We start from the raw sequence: 22,723 nt of genomic DNA, 5'->3' as shown, positions 1-22,723 counted from the left end.
GACCCACAAAAGGAGGTCGGTTTTGACATCTTCCGTAATCCAGCGTGACGGCAATGCACAGCCGTTTTTTAGTGTCGTACCCGCCTATGTCCTGCTCTTCAGAGACGAAGACGGTGACTGGTGCGTCGATACCGTAAGAACTGAACTAGGCCGCGCAGTCACATGTTTTCTGTCACCGTTCGATGCCGTAATCGAAGCGGCTCACCTTACGAGACGCGGGGAGCCCCATCAGGTCATGGCCGCGTCCGAGATCGAAGAGAGCCTGTTTCGCGACCATGACGGGCACGGGCTTATTGCCGACATGCACCTCGGATGGCCTGCGCTTGATGGCCGGATTATCGCGAGGCCGGGAGGCGCATTCGGCAGATGTTGCAGACTCATGCACCATTGGGCGCTTGATCCATCCGGGTTCGAAGTCGATGAAATCATGCTCGCGGAATACTCCCGGTTTCGCGAACTCGCGGGCCTTTATGCGTGGCAGGAAACGGCACGGAACATCCCGGACTGGACCGGCCTGCGCCGACAGGTGATCGCTGACCTGGCAATTGACTCAATGGAGCTAACGCGCGGAGACCCGGAAGATTGCAGGCAGCTTGCCTTGTTCGATCCAGAGTTCCAGCAGTGGCATTTTGTGCCCTACGCCGAGACGACGTAACCCCGGCATGGAGGCGGTTTCTCAAAGCATCACTATCTGTTTCAAGGGAATTAACGATGAGTCAACGTTTTGATATCCGTGAAGGCGACACGACCACGGCAGGCGGGACGGTATAGGTCAAGTCGCGGGCCGATACGATGAACGGCCGCGCCGTGGCGTATGAAGGCGATCCCGTCTGGTGTCCGAAATGCAATACCGGAGGCTGGATTCTCTGCGTGGGGGAGCGTCTGCCGGACAGGGGGCCGGGCGGACGCAAGCAGGCGCTGGGCTACGACTGGTGCATGTGCAAGTGCGAACCGAAGCCGTTACTGATCGCATCACAGGACCGCTCAGGAATGCGCGCGTAAGGTGCCGTGCGCGTTCAACGTCAGGCTGCTAAACCGGTGCAACTCCGTCGCTGTTCTGACTGCATTTCAACCATAAACATAGGGCGAAAAGTCCTGGGCGCTACCGGACCAGTGAAGGATCGAAAGCGGATGCGGGCATGGCGACCGTGCCGCTATGCCCGCCCGTATCGGTGACGCTGTTCGAACTGCCTTCGATATAGATCAGCGTGCAGGCGCAAACCGCGAGCACAGTCAGGCAGAGGATGAGGCACGCGGCGGCGAGCAGGCGGCGCATGATGCTGCTCCTGGCTACGGGTCAATCGTTCTGCGCTTCCCGGTACGCGTGATTCGCGGTCATCTGAATCAGCCGCAGGCGCCGGTTCAGTTCACGCACGGCCTGCTGCCGCTGTGCGCCGTCCTCGATCGCTTCCGCTTCCTTGCGTTCCCTGAACAGCGCTTTCACTTCGCTATTGGCGGCCTGATAGATCGCCAGTCCCTGTTCGACGTTCGGGTGCGCCGCGTCGAAGCGGTCGAGCGTGCCGCTCTCTTCTGCATACTTGCGCTCCGCGACGAGCCTTTGCAGGTCCGCGTAGTGCTGCCGGAAGTCCGTGGTGTCCTAGTTGATGACCTTCGAGGCGAAGGTCTGCACGCAGGGCAGATCGCCGAGCGTCCATTCTCGCCGGCCGTGCTGCTTGACGCCGTCTACATTGAATCCGGCACAAGCCAGGAATTTTTTCATGGAACGTTTTTCGTCGCTTTTCAGGCTTCGTGAGCAGGTGCGGGAAAGAGGAAACTATGGATATACGCTTGAGTGATGGTTCATCGTGGTCGCTGGCCGCTATCAACGCCTTGCTTGTTCACCGGTGCGAAGGCGGGTTTCATGATCTGCAGCTTTTATCGAACGGGCAATCGACGGTCCTGGGTGGGACACAGCGTTCGTCCGGTCTTCCGGTGGTCGTGAAGCTTACGATTGCTCCGGGCACGGCAAAGTCGGAGGCCTACTTCCTGGATTCCTGGCGAGCCAGCGGCGTTCCAGTGCCCAATGTCTTGCTGGTTGATGACACGATCCACGACCATGGGCCCGACATTCTGGTCATGGAGAGAGTGAATGGCGCACCGCTCGCCGGTTTCGGCCATGTGTCAACTGACATGGTGAAGCGAATCGCCAGGCTTCAAAGCCTGATGCATCGTGCTGCCGGACAAGGATACGGTCGTCCTGACAGGGAACAACCGTGGCAAGGTGTGGCCGGCACCTTCTCCGGCGAAATGGAGATCGAGTGGGAACGGCGTCTTGCTCAGATAGCGCAGCACGAGATGTTCCGGGGGCAACTGCGTTCACAATTTCTCGCCGCAACCTGCTGCATCGAATCGGATTGTGAACACGAAAAAAGCGGTGGTACCTTGACCCATTCGGATCTCTCGATGGACAACATCTTGCTGAATGCGGATGGAGAAATCGTGATCACCGATCCGAATTGCCGCCTCACGCATCCAGCCATGTGCGCGGCGTACACCTTTCTGCGACTCAGCCTCGGTGGTCAGGCCGACATCGCGCAAATTTACAGGGCCTCGTATTTGTCCGATAGCGGAATCCGTGAACAGGTATTCAGTGCAGCGCTTCAGTTGCGGACGATGCTTTCGATTTCCACTTGGCTAAAGAAGGGTAAATTCAACGAAGCGGCCAACGCCGCACGCATTGCCGGGCTTTCCTGATGCAATCCAACACCGTGAAATTCCTCGTCGCCATCAAGGGCTCCGATGGTTCAGGGAAATCTACCCTGATTCAGGCGCTCAAGGCACGCGCGAAGCAGCGCAATGTAAGCTTTCTGAAGCGATCGTTCCACAACCAGCCAATGGTCAAGGCCATCATCCGGAATTTCGAAGCCCATCACAGCATCAAGTCCGACAGCAGACACCGCCACGCCATCCGTACCGGACACCATTTCAAAATCCGTACCGGTACTGTACCGGCTTGCGTCGCTAGAATGCCTGAAAGTCCTATCGACACCGGAGCCACCCATGTCTTTCCTCAGTCTCAGCGCGCTGCCCGCCGGCATTCTGTTCGCGCTCGTCACCACCATCACGCCCGGTCCGAACAACACCATGCTGCTGGCCTCGGGCGTCAACTTCGGCTTTCGCCGCACGCTGCCGCATCTGTCTGGCATCAGTGCTGGCGTCGTGCTGTTGATGCTGTCGGTCGGCATCGGCCTTGGCGAGGCCTTCGTGCACTTTCCCGTGCTGTACACCGTGCTCGAAGTCGCGAGCGTCGCTTATCTGCTGTATCTCGCGTGGAAAATCGGCACGTCGGGCGAACTGAAGGTGAAGAAAGGCGAACGCCGGCCCATGAAGTTTCATGAGGCCATAGCTTTCCAGTGGGTGAATCCGAAGGCATGGATGATGGTGCTGACCGCCGCCACCACCATTCACCTCAGCGAGAGCTACAGCCTCAACGCGCTGGCGATGGCGATCATTTTCTACGTGGTCGGCTTCCCGTGCATCTGCCTGTGGGCGGGCTTCGGCACTGCCATGCGGCGCGTGCTGTCGGACCCGAAGCAGCTGCGCATCTTCAACGTGGTGATGGCGCTGCTGCTGGTGCTGACGCTGTATCCGATCGCGCTGAAGCTGCTCGGCTAGGCGCGGCGGCCGTCAGCGAGCGGCCCATGCGGAGCCCTGCCCCGAGTCCCGGCCGACCCGTTCGATGAAGCGCCACAACGCGTCGTCGGTCGAGTACGGCGCGTTGAAACGGAACCAGGCGCTCGGCGCATCGTCGGGGCGGAAATAGGAGCCGGGCGCGAGCCAGATGCCGTGCGTGAGCGCGGCCGTCGCCACTTCGCCGGCCCGCTCCGGCTCGATCGGCAGGCGCGCCCACAGGAACAGGCCGGCGCGTGGCCGGTGAAACAGTTCGAGGCCGAGCGAATCGAGCCGCTCTTCGACAGTCGCATGCGCCGCCTTGAGCCGCTCGTTCACGGCTTCGACGTGACGCGCGTAGCGCCCCTCGAGCAGCACCTTGTCGACGATCCGCTCGATCGCTTCCGACGACGTCAACCCCACCGCCATCTTCGTGCGCGCCAGTTCGCGCAGCACCGCACGCTCGGCGACCACGTAGCCGCAGCGCAGCCCCGGCGTCACCGTCTTCGAAAAACCGCCCACATACAGCACGCGCTGCAAGCCTTCCATCGCGGCGAAAAGCGGCGCGCCGGGCGGCGCCAGTTCACGGCTGACGTCGTCTTCGATCACCCACATGCGCTGGCGCTCCGCGATCTGCAACAGACGGAACGCGGCCGACATGCCGAAGGTCGCGCCGGTCGGATTCTGCAGCGTGGTGTTGACGAAGATCGCTTTCGGCTTGTGCTGCGCGACCAGCGTTTCGAGCACATCCGTATCGACGCCGGCCGGCGTGCGCGGCACGCCGTGCACGACCAGTCCGGCCAGCTTGAGAATCTGCAGCAGATTGCAGTAGCCGGGGTCTTCGACGATCACGGCGTCGCCCGCCCGCAGCAGCGTGCGCACGATCAGATCCAGCCCTTGTGTCGCGCCCTGCGTGAGCAACACGTTCGAGACGTCAACCGGCAAGCCGCGCCGGTCGAGTTGCTCGGCGATCCGCTCGCGCAGCGGCGCGAAACCGTACGGATGCCCATAATCGCCAAGCCGCGCCGCCGGCACCCGGCTCATCGCGCGCAGCGCGTGCTGCAAACCGGTCTCGTTGATCCACTCGTTCGGCAGCCAGCCGCCGCCCGCCTTGATCGGCACCGAATGATCGGCGAACACGTCGGAGAGCAGCCACGTGGCGGTCAGGCTCGGCGGTTGCCAGTCGGTCGGGGCGACCCGCGCGGACGGCGCGCGCGCCGCGACGCGATAACCCGAGCCGCGCCGGGCGACCACGAGGCCCATCGAAACCAGACGGTTGTAGGCCTCCGTGACCGTGAAGGTGCTCAATGCGTGGCTTTGCGCCAGTTGACGCACCGATGGCAACAGCGCGCCGGCGCGCAGCGATTGCGCCTCGATGGCGCATGCAAAGCCCTGCACGACCTGCTCGACGAGCGTCGGGGCGGCGCGGCGGTCGCGTTCAAGTTCCAGTTCGATCATGTAAGGACGGAGATTTGTGCTACCGGCGAGGTGCTACCGGCGAGGTGCTACCGGCGAGGTGCTACCGGCAAGGTGCGGCCGGTTAGGCGCTACCGGCGAGGCGCTACCGGAAGGGTGCTACGGGCGAGGCGCTACCGGCAAGGTGCAGCCGGTTAGGTCCGACCGGCCCGCATAGGCGACCGGCCTCGCACGGGCGGCCGGAGCACCCAACCAATCGGCACAGTTATCGCAATTTCACCAACACAGTTAGCACCACACTGCAGCAACTGTTTATGCCGCCATTAAACCGCGGACGCTACAGTTTCGCTACCACTTCGAGGAGAAAACCATGACTTCGCGCCCCGTCATCGACGACCTGTCGTCTTTCTGGATGCCCTTCACCGCCAACCGCCAGTTCAAGGCTGCGCCGCGCCTGCTGGAATCGGCCAAGGGCATGTATTACCGCACCACGGACGGGCGCGAAGTGCTCGACGGCTGCGCGGGTCTGTGGTGTGTGAACGCCGGCCACGGCCGCGATGAAATCGTCGCCGCGATCACCCAGCAACTGTCCACGCTCGACTTCGCGCCGACCTTCCAGATGGGCCACCCGCTCGCGTTCGAAGCGGCGTCGAAAGTGGCCGAATTGATGCCGAACGGGCTCGACCGGATCTTCTTCACGAATTCCGGTTCCGAATCGGTCGACACCGCGCTGAAAATCGCGCTGGCGTACCACCGTGCACGTGGCGAGGGCCAGCGCACGCGTCTGATCGGCCGCGAGCGCGGCTATCACGGCGTGGGCTTCGGCGGCATTTCGGTCGGCGGGATCGCGCCGAACCGCAAGACGTTCTCCGGCGCGCTGCTGCCGGCGGTCGATCATCTGCCGCACACGCATAACCTCGAACACAACGCGTTTTCGAAGGGTCAGCCGGCGTGGGGCGCGCATCTGGCCGAAGAACTCGAGCGCATCGTCGCACTGCACGACGCGTCGACGATTGCCGCGGTGATCGTCGAACCGGTGGCGGGCTCCACGGGCGTGCTGATTCCGCCGCAAGGCTATTTGCAGAAGCTGCGCGAGATTTGCACGAAGCACGGCATCCTGCTGATTTTCGACGAAGTGATTACCGGTTTCGGCCGCGTCGGCAAAGCGACGGCGAGCGAATATTTCGGTGTGACGCCGGACCTGCTGACGATGGCGAAGGCGATCAACAACGCCGCGATCCCGATGGGCGCGGTGGCGGCGAGCCGCACGATCCACGACACGATCGTCAACAGCGGCGCGCAAGGCGCGATCGAACTGTTCCACGGTTATACGTATTCGGCGCACCCGGCCGCGGCTGCCGCGGCGGTTGCGACGCTCGATCTGTATCGCCGCGAAGGCCTGTTCGAGCGCGCGGCATCGCTCGCACCGAGCTTCGAAGCGGCGGCTCACACGCTGCGCGATGCGAAGCATGTGAAGGACATCCGCAATCTCGGCATGATCGCGGGCGTCGAACTGGAACCGCGCGACGGCGCACCGGGTGCGCGGGCGTACGAAGCGTTCGTGAAGTGCTTCGAAGCGGGCGTGCTGGTGCGCTTTACCGGCGACATCCTCGCGTTTTCGCCGCCGCTCATCATTAACGAAGAACAGATCGCGCACCTCTTCAAGACCGTGCGCGACGTGCTGGCAACGGTGCAGTAAGAAGCCGGAAAGACCGTGGTGCGTGTGCCGGGGCGCTTCCGGGTGGCGATCGATTCGCTGGAAGCGCTGTCTGGAGGGGTTTTTCGCGCGGTCTGCGCGTGTCGGAGAAGCGGCCTGCGGCGTGGCGAAACTTCAGGAAAATGCCGGACAAGACTCGCGCCGGCTAGCTGGACAGCGTATGGTGATAGCGAGGGTTGGCGTCGTGGTCCGACCCGCCGGGAGACGCCCATGAAGATACCTACCGTTCGCGCAGGCGTGCATATCGAAGGCGTGCATTGGATCGCCGAGTACGCCGAAGATGTTCATGAGATTCGCATTTTTCGCGAAGGCCAGGAAGTGGATGTGCATGATGCGCCTTCCAGCCTGTTCGGCGACGAGGAGAATGCCGGGTCCAGGAGCACCGCTGACCATCGGGCGCTGGAAGCCGCCGTGCTGGCTTATTTGAAGCGGTTTGTCATTGAGCATGATGCAGAAGAGTAGTTTTTGCGCGTAGCAGCCGGTTGTTGCCTGGTTGTCGCCTACAGCATCGGCTTGTTCCTGATCTGCTTGCCTTCGCGGCACTTTGGCTGGGCCTTTACGGCGTACAACCCACCACGCGCTACGCGCAAAAAACGCCCTTATTCAGCCGCCCTCAACTTCTTAACCTCGGCATCCGAAGGCTGCACGCTGGCGCCATCAATATACCGATAAGAAGTCATGACCCCCTTCCCATCCTTCACGCCAGTGACGCCGACATAAGCCCCCATGGTCGACTGATTATCCAGCGCCCGATAGGTAATCGGGCCGAAAGGCGTGTCGACCCCGAGCCCCTTGAACGCAGCGGCAAGTTTGTCAGGATCGGTAGAACCCGCCTTCCTGATCCCGGCAGCAATCGACATCAGCGCAGAATAGCCGACGACAGACCCCAGTCGCGGATAGTCGTGATACTTCGCCTGATACGCATCGACAAACTTCTTGTTGGCCGGCGTATCGATCGAATACCAGGGGTAGCCCGTCACGATCCAGCCGGCAGGCGCTTCCGCCCCCAATGGGTCGAGATAGTCCGGCTCGCCAGTCAGCAACGACACCACGCTCCGATCCTTGAACAACCCGCGCGTATTGCCTTCGCGGACAAACTTCCCAAGATCGGCGCCGAACAGCACGTTAAAAATCGCGTCGGGTTTCGCGTCGGCAAGCGCCTGCGTCACCGCACCCGCGTCGACATTGCCAAGCGGCGTCGCCTGCTCCGCGACGAATTGCACGTCGGGCTGCGCCGCCGTCAGCAGCTTCTTGAACGTCGCCACCGCCGATTGTCCATACTCGTAGTTCGGATACACCAGCGCCCAACGCTTCTTCTTCAGCTTCGCGGCTTCCGGCACCAGCATCGCAACCTGCATATACGTCGAAGGACGCAGACGGTACGTGTATTTGTTGCCGTCGGCCCACACGATCTTGTCGGTGAGCGGCTCAGCGGCCAGGAAGAAAATCTTCTTCTGCTTCGCGAAGTCGGTCAGCGCGAGGCCGGTGTTCGACAGGAAACCGCCAAACAACAGTTGCACCTGCTCGCGCGCAATCAGCTCCTGTGCGACGCGGATCGCGTCGCCCGGATTGCCGTTGTCGTCGCGCGACACCACTTCGAGTTGCTTGCCGAGCACGCCGCCCGCCGCATTCACCTGTTCGAGCGCGAGATTCCAGCCATTCTTGTAAGGCCCGAGAAAGGCGGGCTGCGCCTTGTAGCTGTTGATTTCGCCAAGCTTGATGGTCTGTGCGCCCGCGCCGAAAGCAGCAAGCGACAACGTCATCGAAACCGTGAGGCGAGTGATCCATCCTGCGCGCGTGGTCATGCGTTTCTCCGTTATCAAAAGAATTGCGGGAATGCCGGTAGTTTTTATCAAGCGGTCAAGCGTCGGGCGAATCAATCGACTCGCGGCGTCGCGCGAATTCGGGCGACGCTCGCTCTGACGTCCTGCCATGCGGGCTTGCCGCCGGCAAACTGCTGACGCAGATACGACACGAGCTCGGCCACCTGGGCGTCGTTGAAACTGTCGCGGTAAGCCGGCATCGTACCGAGTTCGGGCCGGGCAGGCGAGCCGATGCCCTCGAGAATCACGCGAATCAGATTATCGGGCGTGGCGCTGTGCAGATTCGTGTTGAGCGCCAGCGACGGATGCGCGCCGAACAGTTGCGGCCCGCTGCCGGTGTGATGACAGGCGGCGCACGCGCCGTCGAAAAGCCGCGCGCCGAGGCCGGAAGCCATTCCCGCGCCGGTTCTCGCGCCGGTTCTCGCGCCTGGTCCCGCGATCGCGCTGGCCTGCTCGTACTGACGCGCCACGGCCTGCGGATCGGCATTGGGCTCGAGCGGATTGAGCGACGCCAGATAAGCGGCCATCGCGCGAATATCGCTGTCGGGCAACGCCGCCAGATCGCCGACGACGGGCGCCATCGGGCCAGCCGCGACGCCATGCAGCGGCGCGTGACCGAAGCGCAAATAGCCGAACAGTTCGTCCTCGGTCCAGGGCACGGGCGCATTCGAAAGCGTCGTCAGTGCGGGCGCTTCCCAGCCTTCCGCCATGCCGCCGCCAAAGAAGGCCGCACCGGTTTTTTCGGCGCCGAACGCGTTGCGCGGCGTATGGCACGCGCTGCAATGGCCGAGGCCGTTCACCAGATAGGCGCCGCGATTCCATTGCGCGCTTTGCGTTGCGTCGGCGGTGAAGGTATTGCGGCCGAGGAAGAGCCCGTTCCATGCGCTCATCAGCGGACGCACGCTAAACGGAAACGCCAGCTTCGTTTCCGGCGGACGCGAGCGCACCGGCGTTTGCGACATCAGGTACGTGTAGAGCGCTTTCAGATCGTCGTCGGACGTGTTCCTGAACGACGTGTACGGGAACGCGGGATACAGATGATGGCCGTCGCGGCTGATGCCCTCGCGCATCGCCCGCACGAACGCCTCCAGCGACCACGTGCCGATGCCGGTCTGTCCGTCGGGCGTGATGTTGGTGCTGTAGACGGTGCCGAACGGCGTCTCGAGCGGCTTGCCGCCGGCGTTCGGCACGCCGTTGTGCGCGGTATGGCAAACCGCGCAATTACCCAGCGCAGCGAGCAGTTTGCCGCGCGCCACCCGTTCCGGCGCGAAAGCGCTCGGCAGCGGCGGCGTGATCGGCGCGATGGCCTGCGGCGCCAACGCCAATGCGCCGAGCCAGCCGGCCGCACCGGTCGCCAGCGCGCCGAGAAAGCCCAGCCGCCAGCGTTTCTTCTTGCGCGCCGCCGCTTCCTCCGCCTGCGCATCGGCGAGCGCGGCGCGAATCGTTTCGGGCGTGAACGGCGGGCGGCGAAAGCGTACGCCGGTCGCGTCGTACAACGCGTTGGCGATCGCCGCGGCGCCAGGCAGCGACGCCGATTCGCCGGTGCCCATCGGCGGCTCGCCGTGGCGCGGCATCATCACCACGTCGATCACCGGCACTTCACGGAACGTCAGAATCGGATACGCGCCCCACTCCTGGCTCGTCACCGCGTTTTCGCCGAAGGTCACACGCTCCTTCAACGCGCGGCTGGTCGCCTGGATCACGTTGCCGTGGATCTGATGACGCACGCCGTCCGGATTGACCATCGTGCCGGTGTCCTGGCCGACCACCACGCGCGTTACCGCGAGTTCACCGCTCCTGCGATTGACTTCGACGTCGGCGACCCACGCGGACCACGCCGCGCCGAAACCGGGAAATTTGCTGTGCACGTAGCGGGCATAAGCGAAACCTCTGCCGCGCGCGACGTCGCCTTCGTCCGCATCTTTCAGCGCGACGTTGCGCGGCTCCCAGGCCGCCTTCTCCGCCACCGCTTTGACCAGATCGATCGCACGCGGGTCGGTCAGATGCTTCAGGCGAAACTCGACCGGATCGACGCCCGCCTCGGCCGCGAGTTCGTCGATGAACGATTCGTGCGCGAACGTGTTCGGCAACGCGGACACGCCGCGCAACCACGACGCCCGCACGATCGGCGGCGTGTCGTCGCAGACAATGCGCATCGTGCGGTAGTCGTACGGCGGCACCGCCGTGCGGTCGCCCATTTCGAACACTTGCGGCTGCGCGGAGATCGTGCCGGTCAGCAGCAACGCTAACGTCGGCGCGTCGTTCGATGGATAACGCGTCGCGAAGTCGTATCCCGCGAGCTCGCCTTCGGCGTCCAAAGCGCCGCGCACGTCCATCAATTGCGCGGCGCCCTTCGGTTCCCACGCATGCTCGTCTTCGCGCGACAGTTGCACGCGCACCGGAGCGCCGGCCGCGCGCGACAGCAGCGCGGCGTCGGCAGCGACATCGTCCGCGCAATTGCGGCCGTAGCAGCCCGCCGCGTCCATACGCACGATTTCGATGCGGGCTTCGTCGAGCGTCATCAGCAGCGCGAGATCGGCGCGCAGCGAATGCGGATTCTGCGTGCCGGACCATACCTTCAGCGTACCGTCGCGATAGTCGGCCACCGCGCACGACGGCCCAATCGACGCATGCATCTGGAACGGCCATACGTACGTGCGCTCGAGCGTACGGGCGCCGGCATCGCCGAGCGCCGCATCGACGTCGCCGTCGATCGCCAGATCGCGCCGCGTCGACGGATTCGCGCGCAAGGCGGCCTCCACCTCGTGGCTGGTTTCGAGCGGCGGCAAACCTTCCACCGCTTTCCATTGCACGTTCAGCCGCCTGACCGCCTGCTGCGCCACCTCTTCGCGCTCAGCCACGATGCCGACGAAGTCGCGAAGCACCACCACCTTGACGATGCCCGGCAAATCGCTGACCGAGTCTTCATCGAGATGCAGCAAGCTGCTGCCCACGAACTCGCCCTGCGCGACGCCCGCATACGGCGGCCGCACCACCCGGCCGTGCAGCATGCCCGGCACGCGCACGTCGTGGACAAAGCTCAATTCGCCCGTGGCCTTGGCGGGAATATCGACGCGCGGCGTGCTCCTGCCGACGATCCTGTACGTGTCCGGCGATTTCAGAGGCGCATCGGTCGCGAGCGTCAGTTCGATGCGTCGTCCCGCGATCAACTCGCCGTAGCCGATGCCTGTTTCGACATCGCCAGAACCGGCGCCATCGCGGCGGAAAATCACGCCGTCTCGCACGTCCAACGCATCCGCGTTCACATTCAGGCGCCGCGCTGCCTCGGCCACCAGAAACTGCCGCGCCTGCGCCGCCGCCTGCCGCAACGGCACCGCCGAAATCTGGATCGTGGCGCTCGCAATCGTCGGCCCCTGATTCGGCGCCTCGCTGGTATGTCCGAGCACGAGCGACACGCGCGTCAACGGCACGTCGAGTTCTTCCGCGACGATCTGCGCGAGCGCCGTGCCGATACCCGTGCCGAGATCCACATGACCGTTGAACGCGACCACACTGCCGTCGTCGCGCACCACGAGAAACAGGTCTGCGTCTGTAGGCACAAACGACGACCGCGACCCCGGCTGACCGATGGCGGGCTTCAGCGGCGCTTGCGGCGGCCGCGTGACGATCAGCACGTTCTGCGCGTCATGGAGTTGCTGCCGCGACGGCGGCGCGGACCGGCGATCGACGCTGAAATCCGGCCCTGTCATGCTCGCGCTCCTGTCTGCGCGTCTGATTGCGCGGACGTTTGTGCGTCTGATTGCGCGGACGTTTGTGCGTCCGTTTGTGCGTCCGTTTGTGCGTCCGTTTGTGCGTCCGTTTGTGCGTCCGTTTGCGCCGCGAGCAACTCAGCCGCGCGCTGCACCGCGCGCACGATCTCGACGTGCGTGCCGCAACGGCACAGGTTGCGCGACAACTCGCGCCGGATCGTGTCGACGCTCGGATGCGGATCGCGATCGAGCAGCGCTTTGGCGGTCATGATCATGCCGTTCAGGCAATAGCCGCACTGCGCGGCCTGTTCTTCGATGAACGCCTGCTGCACCGGATGCAGTGCGGCACGCGTGCCCAATCCTTCGAGCGTGGTGATCTCGCGACCCAACGCGACCTTCGCAGTCGTCACGCAGGAACGCGTCGGCATGCCGTCGAGCAGCACCGTGCACGCGCCGCATTCGCCGAGACCACAGCCGAATTTCGGCCCGTTCAACGCGAGGTCGTTGCGCAGCAGATAAAGCAGAGGCGTGTCGGCAGCGGCGCTGACGAGATGCGTCGCGCCGTTCACCTTCAGCGTGAGGGTCGCCGGGCGGTTCATGAAAGTGCCGCTCACGCTGCGCGCCGCGCGCTCAGATCACCTCCGGCACTTCGGTCGCCGGCGGTGTATTGCGGCTGCGGCGGCAACGAATCAACCCGTCGATCATCACCATGCCGACGCCCGGAATATCGCCGAGCTGCACGCTTTCGAGCAGCGTATCGGCGGCCGTATGCTGCGCGCGGTCCATGAACACGAGGTCGGCGGGACGGCCCACCTCGATCAGGCCCTGGCGCAGATTGCGTTGCCGCGCCGTATTGCCGGTCGCGAAGCAGAAGGCGATTTCAGCGGGTACATCGGCGAGGCTCGAGATCAGCGCGATCATCCGCAGAATGCCGAGCGGCTGCACGCCGGAACCCGCGGGGCTGTCGGTGCCGAGAATGATCCGATGCGGACACTTCAATTCGATCGCGTGACGCGCGGTCAGCAATGCGATCCGCTCGTTGCCGTTGTGAACGATCTCCAGCGCGCGGCTCGACTGCTCGCACAGATCGCATACATGCCGGTACGACAGCGACGTATGGCCGCCGTTGATGTGGCCGATCACGTCGGCATCCGCGGCGAGCACCACGTCCCGGTCGATCAGCCCCGAGCCCGGAATCGACGGACCGCCCGTATGAATCGTGCTTTGAATCCCATACTTGCGCGCCCAAGCGACCATCTGCGCCGCTTCCTCACCGCCCTTCACGCTGCCGAGACCGACTTCGCCAAGCAGCTTTACGCCTGCTTCAGACAGCTCCTTGAAGTCTTCCTCGACCATGCCCTTCTCGATCACCGGCGCGCCGGCCATCACCTTCACACCGCCGCCGACGCCCGCGCCGCGCATCCCTTCGAACGAGCGTTGCGCGGTGATCGCGAGCGCTTTCACGCCGAGCACGTCTTTCGGGCGGCCCGGCAGATGCACCTCGCCGGCGGAGATCATCGTGGTGACGCCGCCGTTCAGATTCGACTCGATCCAGCCCATCTGATTCTGACGCGGCGTCCAGTCGCCGAACACCGGATGCACGTGCGAATCGATCAGGCCGGGCGCCACGGTGGTGCCTTTGCAATCGACGGTAGTGCGCGCGCCTTCGAGGTTGCAATCCTTCTCCTTGCCGAGCGCGACGATCACGCCGTCGTCGATCACCAGCGTGTCGGCGTCGAGAATCGGCCGATCGATGTCGCCGGACAACAGCAAGCCGATGTTCGTTACCGCGACCTTGCCCGACAAGCCTGTCAACGTCTCTGCTGCCATCTGCTTCTCCTTTCGCAACAACTGTCCCGCGCCGCACGCATGCGTACCCAGCACGCCTCGCCGCCGATGGAATCACACGCTCAGATAAGCGCGCCTGACTGTTTCGTTCTTTGCGAGTTCGCCGATCGTGCCGCTAAAACGGATCTGCCCTTTTTCGAGCACATACGCGCGGTCGCTGACCAGCTCGGCGAAGTGCAGGTTCTGTTCGGACAACAGAATCGACAGCCCTTCGCGCTTGAGTTCGAGAATCATGTTCGCCATCTGCTCGACGATCACGGGCGCCACGCCCTCGGACGGTTCGTCGAGCAGCACCAGATACGGATTGCCCATCAGCGTGCGCGACACGGTCAGCATCTGCTGTTCGCCGCCGCTCATCTGGCCGCCTGGACGTTTCGGCATTTCGCCGAGGTTGGGAAAGAGGCGAAACAGCTTTTCCGGCGTCCATTGCGGCGCGCCTTCGCGCGGCGGCTGACGGCCCGTGTCGAGGTTTTCCATCACGCTCAGATCGGCAAACACGCGACGGTCTTCCGGCACGAAGCCCATGCCCATCCGCGCGATGCGATACGGCGGCAAGGTCGTGATGTTCTGCCCGCGAAACCGCACTTCGCCCTGACGGCGCGGCAGCAAACCCATGACCGCTTTCATCGTCGTCGATTTGCCGGCGCCGTTGCGGCCCATCAGCGCCACCACTTCGCCACGGCCGACTTCGAGGCCGACGTCGAACAGGATGTGCGCGCGGCCATAAAACGCGTTGAGGCCGGAGACTTTCAGCATCGGCTCGCTCATTGCAGCGCTCCTCCTGGTGCTGGCTGGCCGCTCGCGATTTCATGCAGCGGCGCGTGCGGCCGGAAGGTTTTGCCCGTGCCGAAATAGACCTCCTGCACGCGCGTGTCATTGCGGATCGTTTCCGCGTCCCCCTCGGCGATCAGCTTGCCGCGCGCGAGCACGATCATGCGATCGGCGTACGCGAATACGACGTCCATGCTGTGTTCAGTGAACAGCACGCCGATCCGGTGTTCGGTGACGAGACGTTTGGTCAATGCCATCAGGTCGTTGCGCTCCTTCGGCGCCATGCCGGCAGTGGGCTCGTCCATCAGCAGCAGCTTCGGGCGGTTAGCCAGCGCGATGGCAAGTTCGACGCGCTTGACGTCGCCATAAGCGAGCACGCCGCAAGCGCGATGCGCGTCGGCTGCCATGCCGACCTGTTCGAGCAACGCGAAGGCTTCGTCGGCATAGCGCGAGCCTGCGGATTTCCACAGGCCGAATAGCTTGCGTTCACGCGATACCAGGGCCATCTGCACGTTTTCCAGCACGGTCATCGAGTTGAAGGTCGCCGCGATCTGGAACGTGCGGCCCACGCCCAGCCGCCAGATATCGCGCGGACGCATGCCGACCAGTTCGTGATCGTCGAGCCGGATCGAGCCGGACGACGGTTGCAACTGGCCGTTGACCATGTTGAAGCAGGTCGACTTGCCCGCGCCGTTCGGGCCGAGCAGAGCGAGCAGCTGACCGGCTTCGAGATCGAAGGAAACGTCGTCGACCGCTTTCAAGCCGCCGAACGATTTGGACAGGCCGGACACACGCAGCAAGCTCATAGCCCCTCCTTGACCGCGGTAGCTTGCGGCGGCGACTTGATGCTGTCTTCCGTGGCGGTGTCGTCGCCAAAACGCTCGCGGATGAAGCCGGCAATCCCCTGCGGAAACGCGATCACCAACAGCAGAATCGCGAGGCCGAGCAGCGCCTGCCAGTAATCGGTCTGCCGCGCGACAGTGTCCTGCAACCACGTGAACACGGCTGCGCCGACAATCGGCCCTGTCAGCGTCTGCAAGCCGCCGAGCAGCACCATCACGAGGCCGTCGACGGAGCGGCTGACGCTGATGACTTCGGGCGAAATCGTGCCTTTGGAAAACGCATACAGCGAGCCCGCGAGCCCGCAAAAGAGCGAGGCGATCACGAACGCAGCCCACTGCACGCGCTTCACGTCGATGCCGATCGCTTCCGCGCGCAACACCGAATCGCGCGACGCCCGCATCGCATAGCCCAGCGGCGAGAACAGCATCTTGCGCAACAGCCACACGCCGATCACCGCGCAGGCGAGCGTCACATAGTAATAAGCCACCGGCGACGCCAGCCAGTTCGACGGCCACAAACCGAGAATGCCGTTGCTGCCGCCCGTCACGTCGTCCCACTGGAACACCACCGACCAGACGATCTGCGCGAACGCGAGCGTGAGCATCGCGAGGTAGACGCCGGAGAGGCGCACGCAAAACCAGCCGAATACCAGCGCGCCGGCCACCGCGAGCAAAGGGCCGAGCAACACCGCGGCTTCCATCGGCAGATTCAGGACTTTGAGGAACAGCGCCGCGCCGTAGGCGCCGAGGCCGAAGTAAGCAGCATGGCCGAACGAATGCATGCCGCCCGGCCCCATGATGAAATGCAGACTCGTTGCAAAGAGCACGGCGATCAGGATTTCAACGAGCAGGACGGGCACGTAAGGAAACGCGTTCGCCGCAAGCGGCGCCAAACCCAGCACCATCAGCGCGATCCCCGCTAGCCACTTCAGACGCTTGCCGGCCGGCCGCAAAGGCGCTTCCGGCGCCGCCATGCCCCGCACCGCCGCGCTCGCCCGACCCAGCAAGCCCCAAGGCCGCACCACCAGCACCACCGCCATCACGACAAACTCGGCGACCAGCGTAAAACGGCTCAACGACAGATCGATACCGAACACCGTGACATGTCCGATGCCGATGCACAGCGCCTTGATCTCCGCGATCAGCAACGCGGCGATAAACGCACCCGGAATCGACCCCATCCCGCCGACCACCACCACGACAAACGCGTTGCCGATCGTCTCAAGATCCAGCGACAGATTCGCCGACATCCGCGGCCCTTGCAGCGCGCCGCCCAACCCGGCGAGAAACGCGCCGACGAAAAACACGCCGGTGAACAGCCACGCCTGGTTGATGCCGAGCGCGCCGAGCATCTCGCGATCCTGCGTCGCGGCGCGCACCAGCGTGCCCCAGCGCGTGCGCGTCAACGCGTACCACAGCAGCAGCAGCACCACCGGCCCGATCACGATCAGCGCGATATCGTACGTGGGCAGCGGATGGCCGAGGAAATCGACTGCGCCCGCCAGATGCGGCGCGCGCGGGCCGAACAGGTCTTCCGGGCCCCACAGCCACAAAGCGGCGTCGCGAAAGATCAGCACGAGCGCGAACGTCGCCAGCAAGTGAAACAGCTCGGGCGCCTGATAAATGCGCCTCAACACGATCATTTCGACCAGCGCGCCGAGTACCGCTACGACCAGCGCGGCCGCCAGCACCGATAACCAGAATCCGCCCACGGTATGGCCAAAACGGCTCGCGATGCTATACGCGACATAGATGCCGAACATATAGAACGAGCCGTGCGCAAAGTTGACGATGCGCGTCACGCCGAAGATCAGCGACAAGCCGGCGGCGACCAGAAACAGCGTCGACGCGTCGGCGAGTCCGTTGACCAGCTGTACCAGCAAATTCGAAAGCATCGTGACCCTCGGCAGCTTGCTATTCGACCATCGCGTCTAAAGCGCGCTCTACACGCGACGAACGGACAGCAAACGTTGCAGCGCGTGCGGCACCATGCGCGCACGCGTCAACGGCAGGACAATACGCCCCCAAGCGCCCCCAAGGAAGTCCCCTTGGGGGGCCAGCGAAATAACTCAACGCAAACCGTCCTCGCCCTTGATCTCACTGACCTGCAAGCCGCCGATGCGCGGCAGCGGCCGTCCCGACGCCGTTACCGCGACCGCCACGACGATTTCGCTGGCGCGCGGCGCATCCGAAACCCGCGCCTCGATCGCATCGAAATGGCTGCGCACGAAGGCGGCATCCTTGTGGCCGAGCGGCACGTCGATCGCGGTGCCGAGCGTGCCCATTTTTTTCGCCGACGGCACCAGCGCCGCACCCTTCTCGACTGCCACCCGCAGCGGCGCGCCGAGCTTCGGATGCAGGATCGCCGCCGCGTGTTCGAGTTCGCCCGCCTCGCCGACGATCGCCGCCTTGCCATAGCTTTGCGCTTCGGACGGCTTGATGCCGAGTGCTTCGACGCACTTGTTGCCGAGCAAGCCGCCGAGCTCCTCGCCGGCTTCGATCAGCGCGTCGAGCCTGGCCTCGTAACGGCCCGCATACGGATTCTCGATGACCGCGATCGCCACCGCACGGCGTGCCGGCGGGTTGACGGTCTGCCCCATTTCAATGCGTGTTTCATCGACCTGCACGACCAGCTTGCGAAGCTTGATTGCCATTTCGCTCTCCGTGTTTGGGTGCTCGCGTTGCATCTATCCGTTGCTTATGTTCGTTGCTTATGTTCGGTTCGCCGTTCAGGAAGCGCTCAGCGCAAGCCGTCCTTGCCGACAATCGCCTCTTTCGCGAGACCGCCGACGCGCGCATGCACGCGCTGCCCGGTGCTCATCACGAGGATAACCACCAGCTCATCCGCGGCTGGCGCGCCAGGCACGCGCACTTCGATCGCATCGAAATGGCTGCGCACGTAGCTCGCGTTGACGTGCGTGAGCGGCACATCCAGCGCGGTGGAAGGCGCGCCGACTTTCTTGGTGGACGGCACGATCGCATGGGTCGGCACGCCGTTTTTCTCCAGCAATTCGCGCATCGCATAGCCGCCGGGCACATGCCACAGCGCGCCGTGTTCGAGCTCGCCGCGCGAGCCGACGATCGCGCCTTTGCCATAGCTTTCGATCGACGCGTGCGGCACGGCCATCGCCGCAAGCAGCCGCTGCGCCATATCGAAGCCGATCGGCTTGAGCGCTTCCATCGCGGATTCGATGTGGGCTTCGTAGCGTCCGGCGAACGGGTTCGCCATCACCGCGGCAATCGCGCCGCGGCGCAACGGCTGCGCGGGCGCGGGGCCGAACTCGTGAAAGATGTCTTCGACGTGCGTCAGCACGCGGCGTATTTCGAACACGGAGCCTCCGTTGGTTGTTGAGCACGATGCGTCAGAAGCGCCGCGCCTTGCTGAGTCATGCCGACGACGCGCACCTGCCCTTGCAGGAACAGCGCGGCGCTTTCAATCAAGCCTCGTTCACGCAGGCGCTGCGCCGCCTCGGCGCCACGGGTCAGCGCGAGACCGGTCAGCGGCGGCGGCAAGCGTGGCACGTCGACCGTTACCGGCAGGTCGCCGAGATCGCTATCGTCCTTCAACGACGACGCCGGACGGCGCACGATGCCCGCGTGATCGCAATCGACGGCGTTGGCGATCACCGTCGCGGCGGCGTCGGCAGCGGCGGCGTTGCAGGCGAGCACGGTTACGCTGTCGGCGATACCGAGGCTGAAGCTGCGGCCACGCCAGCCGCTCGTGGCGATACCGCGGATCGGCATGCCGGCGTCGAGCGTCAGGTTGGCGTCGAGCGCTTGCTCGCCCGTCAGCCTCGCGCCCGAAAGTTCGGCGAGGTCGGCGAGGTTGGCGAATACGCCGACGCGATACTGCTGTCCTTCAGTCAAATGCAACGCGATGTCGCCGCCATTGTTGATGAACGAGCGCGCGACGCCGGGCCGCGCGAACGCCGCGATCAGTTCATCGGCGACGCTGCCCGCCACGGCGGCCATCGGCGTGATGTAGCGAGCGCGGTGCGGAAAACACGCGCGCCACATGCGGCGGGCCACTTCGCCTTTCAACCCGCATTCGTTGCCAGCGGCCTCGCTCGGCGGTGCGTGCCGAAGCAGCTCGAGCTCGCCGACCAACTCGGGCAACACGCCGACAAAACGCGTCCAGCAGGCCTCATACGCGGCCTGCACCGCCGCGGGTTCGCCGTCGGCGCCGAGGATCAGGTCGATCGGCCCATGCTGCCAATGCCAGCGTGCCGCGTCGAGTCGAGTGCGGATTGCGTTCATCGTCTCTATCCCCATCATCCGGGCATCGGCGGCATGGCGGGCGGCCACGGGTTGGCGGGATTGCGCGGCAACGTCCGGCGCGCGAGCGGCGCACCTTCCGTGTGCTCCGGTCCGTTTGCCAGCACGCTCGCCAGCGAACGCACCGCGTCGAGATGGCCGCCGAGGTCGCGATACGCGTCATACGTCATGGTGAATTCGATCGGCGCGACGATCGCGGGCGTCGGCACGGTGCCGAACGACCGATCGGGCATACGCGAAACATCGACCATTACCGTGATGCCGCCGCCCGGCCACACATAGGCAGGCGCGCCGCCGCAGGTCACGTTCACGAGTTTGCGCTTGATGGCGCGCGTCAGCAGCACCGGATTCTCCGTCGCCCCCGCTCGCAGACTGCCGCCCGCGCCGCCGAGAAACAGCACCGTCGCGAGCGACGGCTCGCAGTTCTCGCCGATCCGATCGACCGTGCGGCGCACCGCGTCGGGCATCGCCGCAACGCGCGGCACCAGATCGCGATCGAGTTCGTACCACTGAGCGTGTTCGCCGGTGGTCGACACCATCAGCAAGCGCATGCCGGGTTTGGCCACCGCCGGGTCGAAGCCCTCGACAATCGCCAGCGGGTCCTGAATGTCGGTGCCGCCCCAGCCGGTGCCGGGATTCGCCACCTGGAAATAGCGGCCCGGCGTCGATTTGCGTCCGCGAATCTTCAGCCCTGAACGCGTCATGCCGAGACACCGGCCCGCTTGGTGTTCGGTCAGCACGCCGGTGATGTGATCGTCGACCACGACCACTTCATCGGCATGACCGAACCATTGTTTCGCGAAAATGCCGATGGTCGCCGAGCCGCAACCCACCCGCATGCGCTGTTCTTCGACGCCGTCGACAATCGGCGCCGCGCCCGCGCGAATCACCAGGCTCGCGCCGCCGTCGATGGTCAGCTCCACCGCTTCCTTGTTGCCGAGCGCTAGCATCATGTCGCAAGTCACGCGGCCTTCCTTCTTGCTGCCGCCGGTCAGATGATGGACGCCGCCGAGGCTCAGCATCTGCGAACCGTATTCCGCGGTGGTCACATGGCCGACGATCTCGCCCTGGCAGCGCACGTTCGATTGCTCCGGCCCGAGAAAGCGGTCGGTATCGATCTTCACCTTGAAGCTGCAATAGCTGAAAATGCCCTCGGTGACGACGGTAATCATGTCGACGTCGTCGAGCTTCGAAGACACGATAAACGGCGCGGGCTTGTAGTCGGGATAAGTGGACGATGCGCCGACGCCGGTGACGAACAGCGCCTGTTCCGCGGCGGGATCATGCGCTTCGGACGATGCACCAAATTCGACCGTGGCATCCGTACTGCCTGCGCTCGCTTCGGACGATGAAGCCGCACGCGAAAGAAACACCACCGGATCGACGCGAATCAGCCGGCCATCCGCATTTGCATAACGATCGCATGCGCCGGTGCGGCCCGCCGATATCTGGCACAACACCGGACACGCATTGCATTCGATCTTGTTCGACGCCATCCGCTCACTGCGCGGCGCCGCTTTGTCGAGCACGGTGGGACCCGGCGTCGAGGCGGTTTCGCCGTCGACGCGCTCCGCACCGAAATCGACCTTCGTATGTTCTGTCATGGTGGGGTTCCCATACGACGACATTACAATCGGTCCTGCCCGGTTGACGAATAGCCCTTGTTTTCAGGGACTTTCGCGTGACCCGCTTTTTGAATGTTGCGGCCACTCACCGTTCGTGTAGTATCCACTACACGAAACTCGACTGAAATCTAACTGATCAAAATAGACTGCGCAATGTGTTTCCCGGCGCACTTTCGGGCTACGCCTGAATGCTGCGGCGCGGCATCCTCATGTGGATCACAAGTCAATCTACGCCGAAGCACATGTTCGGGCAGCGCATGTCGCGGCGTGCGATGCGGGCTGTATGATGAAAGCGCGCCAGTGCCCATCGTGCCCGGCGCATGTCGCTTAGCATGTCGCTTAATCAGACGCCAACAAAGAGAACGAAACCGCCATGAGTCCCACTGCCGCCCGCAAGCCGGGCGCCACCGGTGTCCGAGCGAAACAGGCGCAGGACACGCGCGCGAAGATTCTGAAATCGGCCATCAAGGTCTTTGCGAAGCAAGGCTATGCAAGCGGCCGCGTCGAAAGTATTTCGAAGGCCGCGCGTTCGCACGACCGCATGATCTATTACTACTTCGGCAGCAAGGAGCAGTTGTTCGTCGAAGCGCTGGAGACTATCTACACACAGTTCAACGAAGCCGAAAGCAAGCTCGATCTCGACCTCGACGATCCGGTGCATGGCCTCGAACAAATGGTGGAATTCGTCTGGCAGTACTACCTCGATCATCCCGAGTTCGTCACGCTGCTGTCGAGCGAGAATCTGCATCAAGGCAAGCACGCGAAGAAATCGTCCAAGCTGAAGGAGATTTCGGGCTATGCGATTTCGGTCGTGCAGAAGTTGCTGGATGCGGGCCACGCGCAAAACGTCTTTCGCGCCGACGTCAAGGCGCGCGACGTGTATTTGATGATCGCGTCGCTCGGCTATTTTTATAACGCCAACCAATACACGTTGGGCGCGTTTCTCGGCGAGCCGCTGATGGACAAGGCGGCGCTCGCGCATTGGCGCGAGGTCATCAAGGATACGGTGTTGCGGGCGGTGCGTTTGCAGTTGCCGGCTGATGCGGCTGTGGGGAACGGGAGCACAACCGCCTGAAGCGCACGCGGT

The 22,723-nt window shown here is 64.0% G+C and carries 18 protein-coding genes and 1 pseudogene; 7 read left to right on the top strand and 12 right to left on the bottom strand.

Going from position 1 to position 22,723, the window contains the following annotated elements; genetic code table 11:
* The first annotated feature begins 235 nt into the window (after positions 1–235).
* The 4 genes from AC3WLT_RS25270 to AC3WLT_RS25255 all read left to right on the top strand — a co-directional run bounded on the left by AC3WLT_RS25270 (position 236) and on the right by AC3WLT_RS25255 (position 3,615).
* Positions 236–655 (top strand): hypothetical protein, encoded by a 420-nt coding sequence (locus AC3WLT_RS25270; RefSeq protein ID WP_492594414.1) that lies wholly within the window; start codon positions 236–238, stop codon positions 653–655.
* 501 nt (positions 656–1,156) lie between these two features.
* Positions 1,157–1,753 carry a hypothetical protein gene (locus AC3WLT_RS25265; RefSeq protein WP_492594413.1) on the top strand — a complete coding sequence of 199 codons (597 nt, stop codon included), beginning with the start codon at positions 1,157–1,159 and terminating at the stop codon, positions 1,751–1,753.
* 35 nt (positions 1,754–1,788) lie between these two features.
* A complete protein-coding gene (locus tag AC3WLT_RS25260) occupies positions 1,789–2,694 on the top strand; it encodes a phosphotransferase family protein (protein WP_492594412.1) in 906 nt (301 codons plus the stop codon).
* A gap of 306 nt (positions 2,695–3,000) precedes the next feature.
* On the top strand, positions 3,001–3,615 hold the full coding sequence (locus tag AC3WLT_RS25255) for a LysE family translocator (RefSeq protein WP_492594411.1): 615 nt from the start codon (positions 3,001–3,003) through the stop codon (positions 3,613–3,615).
* Positions 3,616–3,627: 12 nt separating this feature from the next.
* Here AC3WLT_RS25255 and AC3WLT_RS25250 read toward each other — a convergent pair whose 3' ends face one another.
* Positions 3,628–5,067 carry an aminotransferase-like domain-containing protein gene (locus AC3WLT_RS25250; RefSeq protein WP_492594410.1) on the bottom strand — a complete coding sequence of 480 codons (1,440 nt, stop codon included), beginning with the start codon at positions 5,065–5,067 and terminating at the stop codon, positions 3,628–3,630.
* A gap of 328 nt (positions 5,068–5,395) precedes the next feature.
* Between AC3WLT_RS25250 and aptA the strand changes: the two genes are divergently transcribed.
* The gene (gene aptA / locus AC3WLT_RS25245; RefSeq protein WP_492594409.1) at positions 5,396–6,724 is read left to right on the top strand and encodes an omega-aminotransferase AptA; all 1,329 of its coding nucleotides are present in this window, start codon (positions 5,396–5,398) and stop codon (positions 6,722–6,724) included.
* Positions 6,725–6,952: 228 nt separating this feature from the next.
* The gene (locus AC3WLT_RS25240; RefSeq protein WP_492594408.1) at positions 6,953–7,204 is read left to right on the top strand and encodes a hypothetical protein; all 252 of its coding nucleotides are present in this window, start codon (positions 6,953–6,955) and stop codon (positions 7,202–7,204) included.
* Positions 7,205–7,341: 137 nt separating this feature from the next.
* Here AC3WLT_RS25240 and AC3WLT_RS25235 read toward each other — a convergent pair whose 3' ends face one another.
* The 11 genes and pseudogenes from AC3WLT_RS25235 to AC3WLT_RS25185 form a co-directional block, all read right to left on the bottom strand.
* Positions 7,342–8,547: an ABC transporter substrate-binding protein gene (locus AC3WLT_RS25235; protein ID WP_492594407.1), complete on the bottom strand. Its 1,206-nt coding sequence runs from the start codon at positions 8,545–8,547 to the stop codon at positions 7,342–7,344.
* 71 nt (positions 8,548–8,618) lie between these two features.
* Positions 8,619–12,275: a molybdopterin cofactor-binding domain-containing protein gene (locus AC3WLT_RS25230; RefSeq protein WP_492594406.1), complete on the bottom strand. Its 3,657-nt coding sequence runs from the start codon at positions 12,273–12,275 to the stop codon at positions 8,619–8,621.
* 98 nt (positions 12,276–12,373) lie between these two features.
* Positions 12,374–12,874: pseudogene (locus AC3WLT_RS25225) on the bottom strand ((2Fe-2S)-binding protein); the annotation flags it as partial.
* A gap of 31 nt (positions 12,875–12,905) precedes the next feature.
* A complete protein-coding gene (locus tag AC3WLT_RS25220) occupies positions 12,906–14,105 on the bottom strand; it encodes an amidohydrolase family protein (RefSeq protein ID WP_492594405.1) in 1,200 nt (399 codons plus the stop codon).
* Positions 14,106–14,177: 72 nt separating this feature from the next.
* On the bottom strand, positions 14,178–14,891 hold the full coding sequence (locus AC3WLT_RS25215) for an ABC transporter ATP-binding protein (protein ID WP_492594404.1): 714 nt from the start codon (positions 14,889–14,891) through the stop codon (positions 14,178–14,180).
* Positions 14,888–15,700, bottom strand: a complete 813-nt coding sequence (locus AC3WLT_RS25210) for an ABC transporter ATP-binding protein (protein ID WP_492594403.1) — start codon at positions 15,698–15,700, stop codon at positions 14,888–14,890. The genes AC3WLT_RS25215 and AC3WLT_RS25210 overlap by 4 nt, the downstream gene beginning before the upstream one ends.
* Positions 15,697–17,631 carry an ABC transporter permease gene (locus tag AC3WLT_RS25205; RefSeq protein WP_492594402.1) on the bottom strand — a complete coding sequence of 645 codons (1,935 nt, stop codon included), beginning with the start codon at positions 17,629–17,631 and terminating at the stop codon, positions 15,697–15,699. The genes AC3WLT_RS25210 and AC3WLT_RS25205 overlap by 4 nt, the downstream gene beginning before the upstream one ends.
* 174 nt (positions 17,632–17,805) lie before the next feature.
* A complete protein-coding gene (locus tag AC3WLT_RS25200) occupies positions 17,806–18,390 on the bottom strand; it encodes an amino acid synthesis family protein (protein ID WP_492594401.1) in 585 nt (194 codons plus the stop codon).
* Positions 18,391–18,476: 86 nt separating this feature from the next.
* Complete coding sequence (locus AC3WLT_RS25195; RefSeq protein ID WP_492594400.1) at positions 18,477–19,067, bottom strand: amino acid synthesis family protein; 591 nt, start codon at positions 19,065–19,067, stop codon at positions 18,477–18,479.
* Complete coding sequence (locus AC3WLT_RS25190; RefSeq protein ID WP_492594399.1) at positions 19,043–19,993, bottom strand: UPF0280 family protein; 951 nt, start codon at positions 19,991–19,993, stop codon at positions 19,043–19,045. The genes AC3WLT_RS25195 and AC3WLT_RS25190 overlap by 25 nt, the downstream gene beginning before the upstream one ends.
* Positions 19,994–20,007: 14 nt before the next feature.
* Positions 20,008–21,615 carry a 6-hydroxynicotinate reductase gene (locus AC3WLT_RS25185; RefSeq protein WP_492594398.1) on the bottom strand — a complete coding sequence of 536 codons (1,608 nt, stop codon included), beginning with the start codon at positions 21,613–21,615 and terminating at the stop codon, positions 20,008–20,010.
* A gap of 394 nt (positions 21,616–22,009) precedes the next feature.
* On the opposite strand from AC3WLT_RS25185, the gene AC3WLT_RS25180 reads away from it, so the two are divergent.
* A complete protein-coding gene (locus AC3WLT_RS25180) occupies positions 22,010–22,711 on the top strand; it encodes a TetR family transcriptional regulator (protein ID WP_492594397.1) in 702 nt (233 codons plus the stop codon).
* Positions 22,712–22,723 lie beyond the last annotated feature (12 nt).

It is taken from the genome of Paraburkholderia sp. FW306-2-2C-D06C (genome assembly GCF_058781505.1).
The sequence above is the reverse complement of the archived record's forward strand: the minus strand, read 5'-3'. Positions and strand labels throughout refer to the sequence as shown.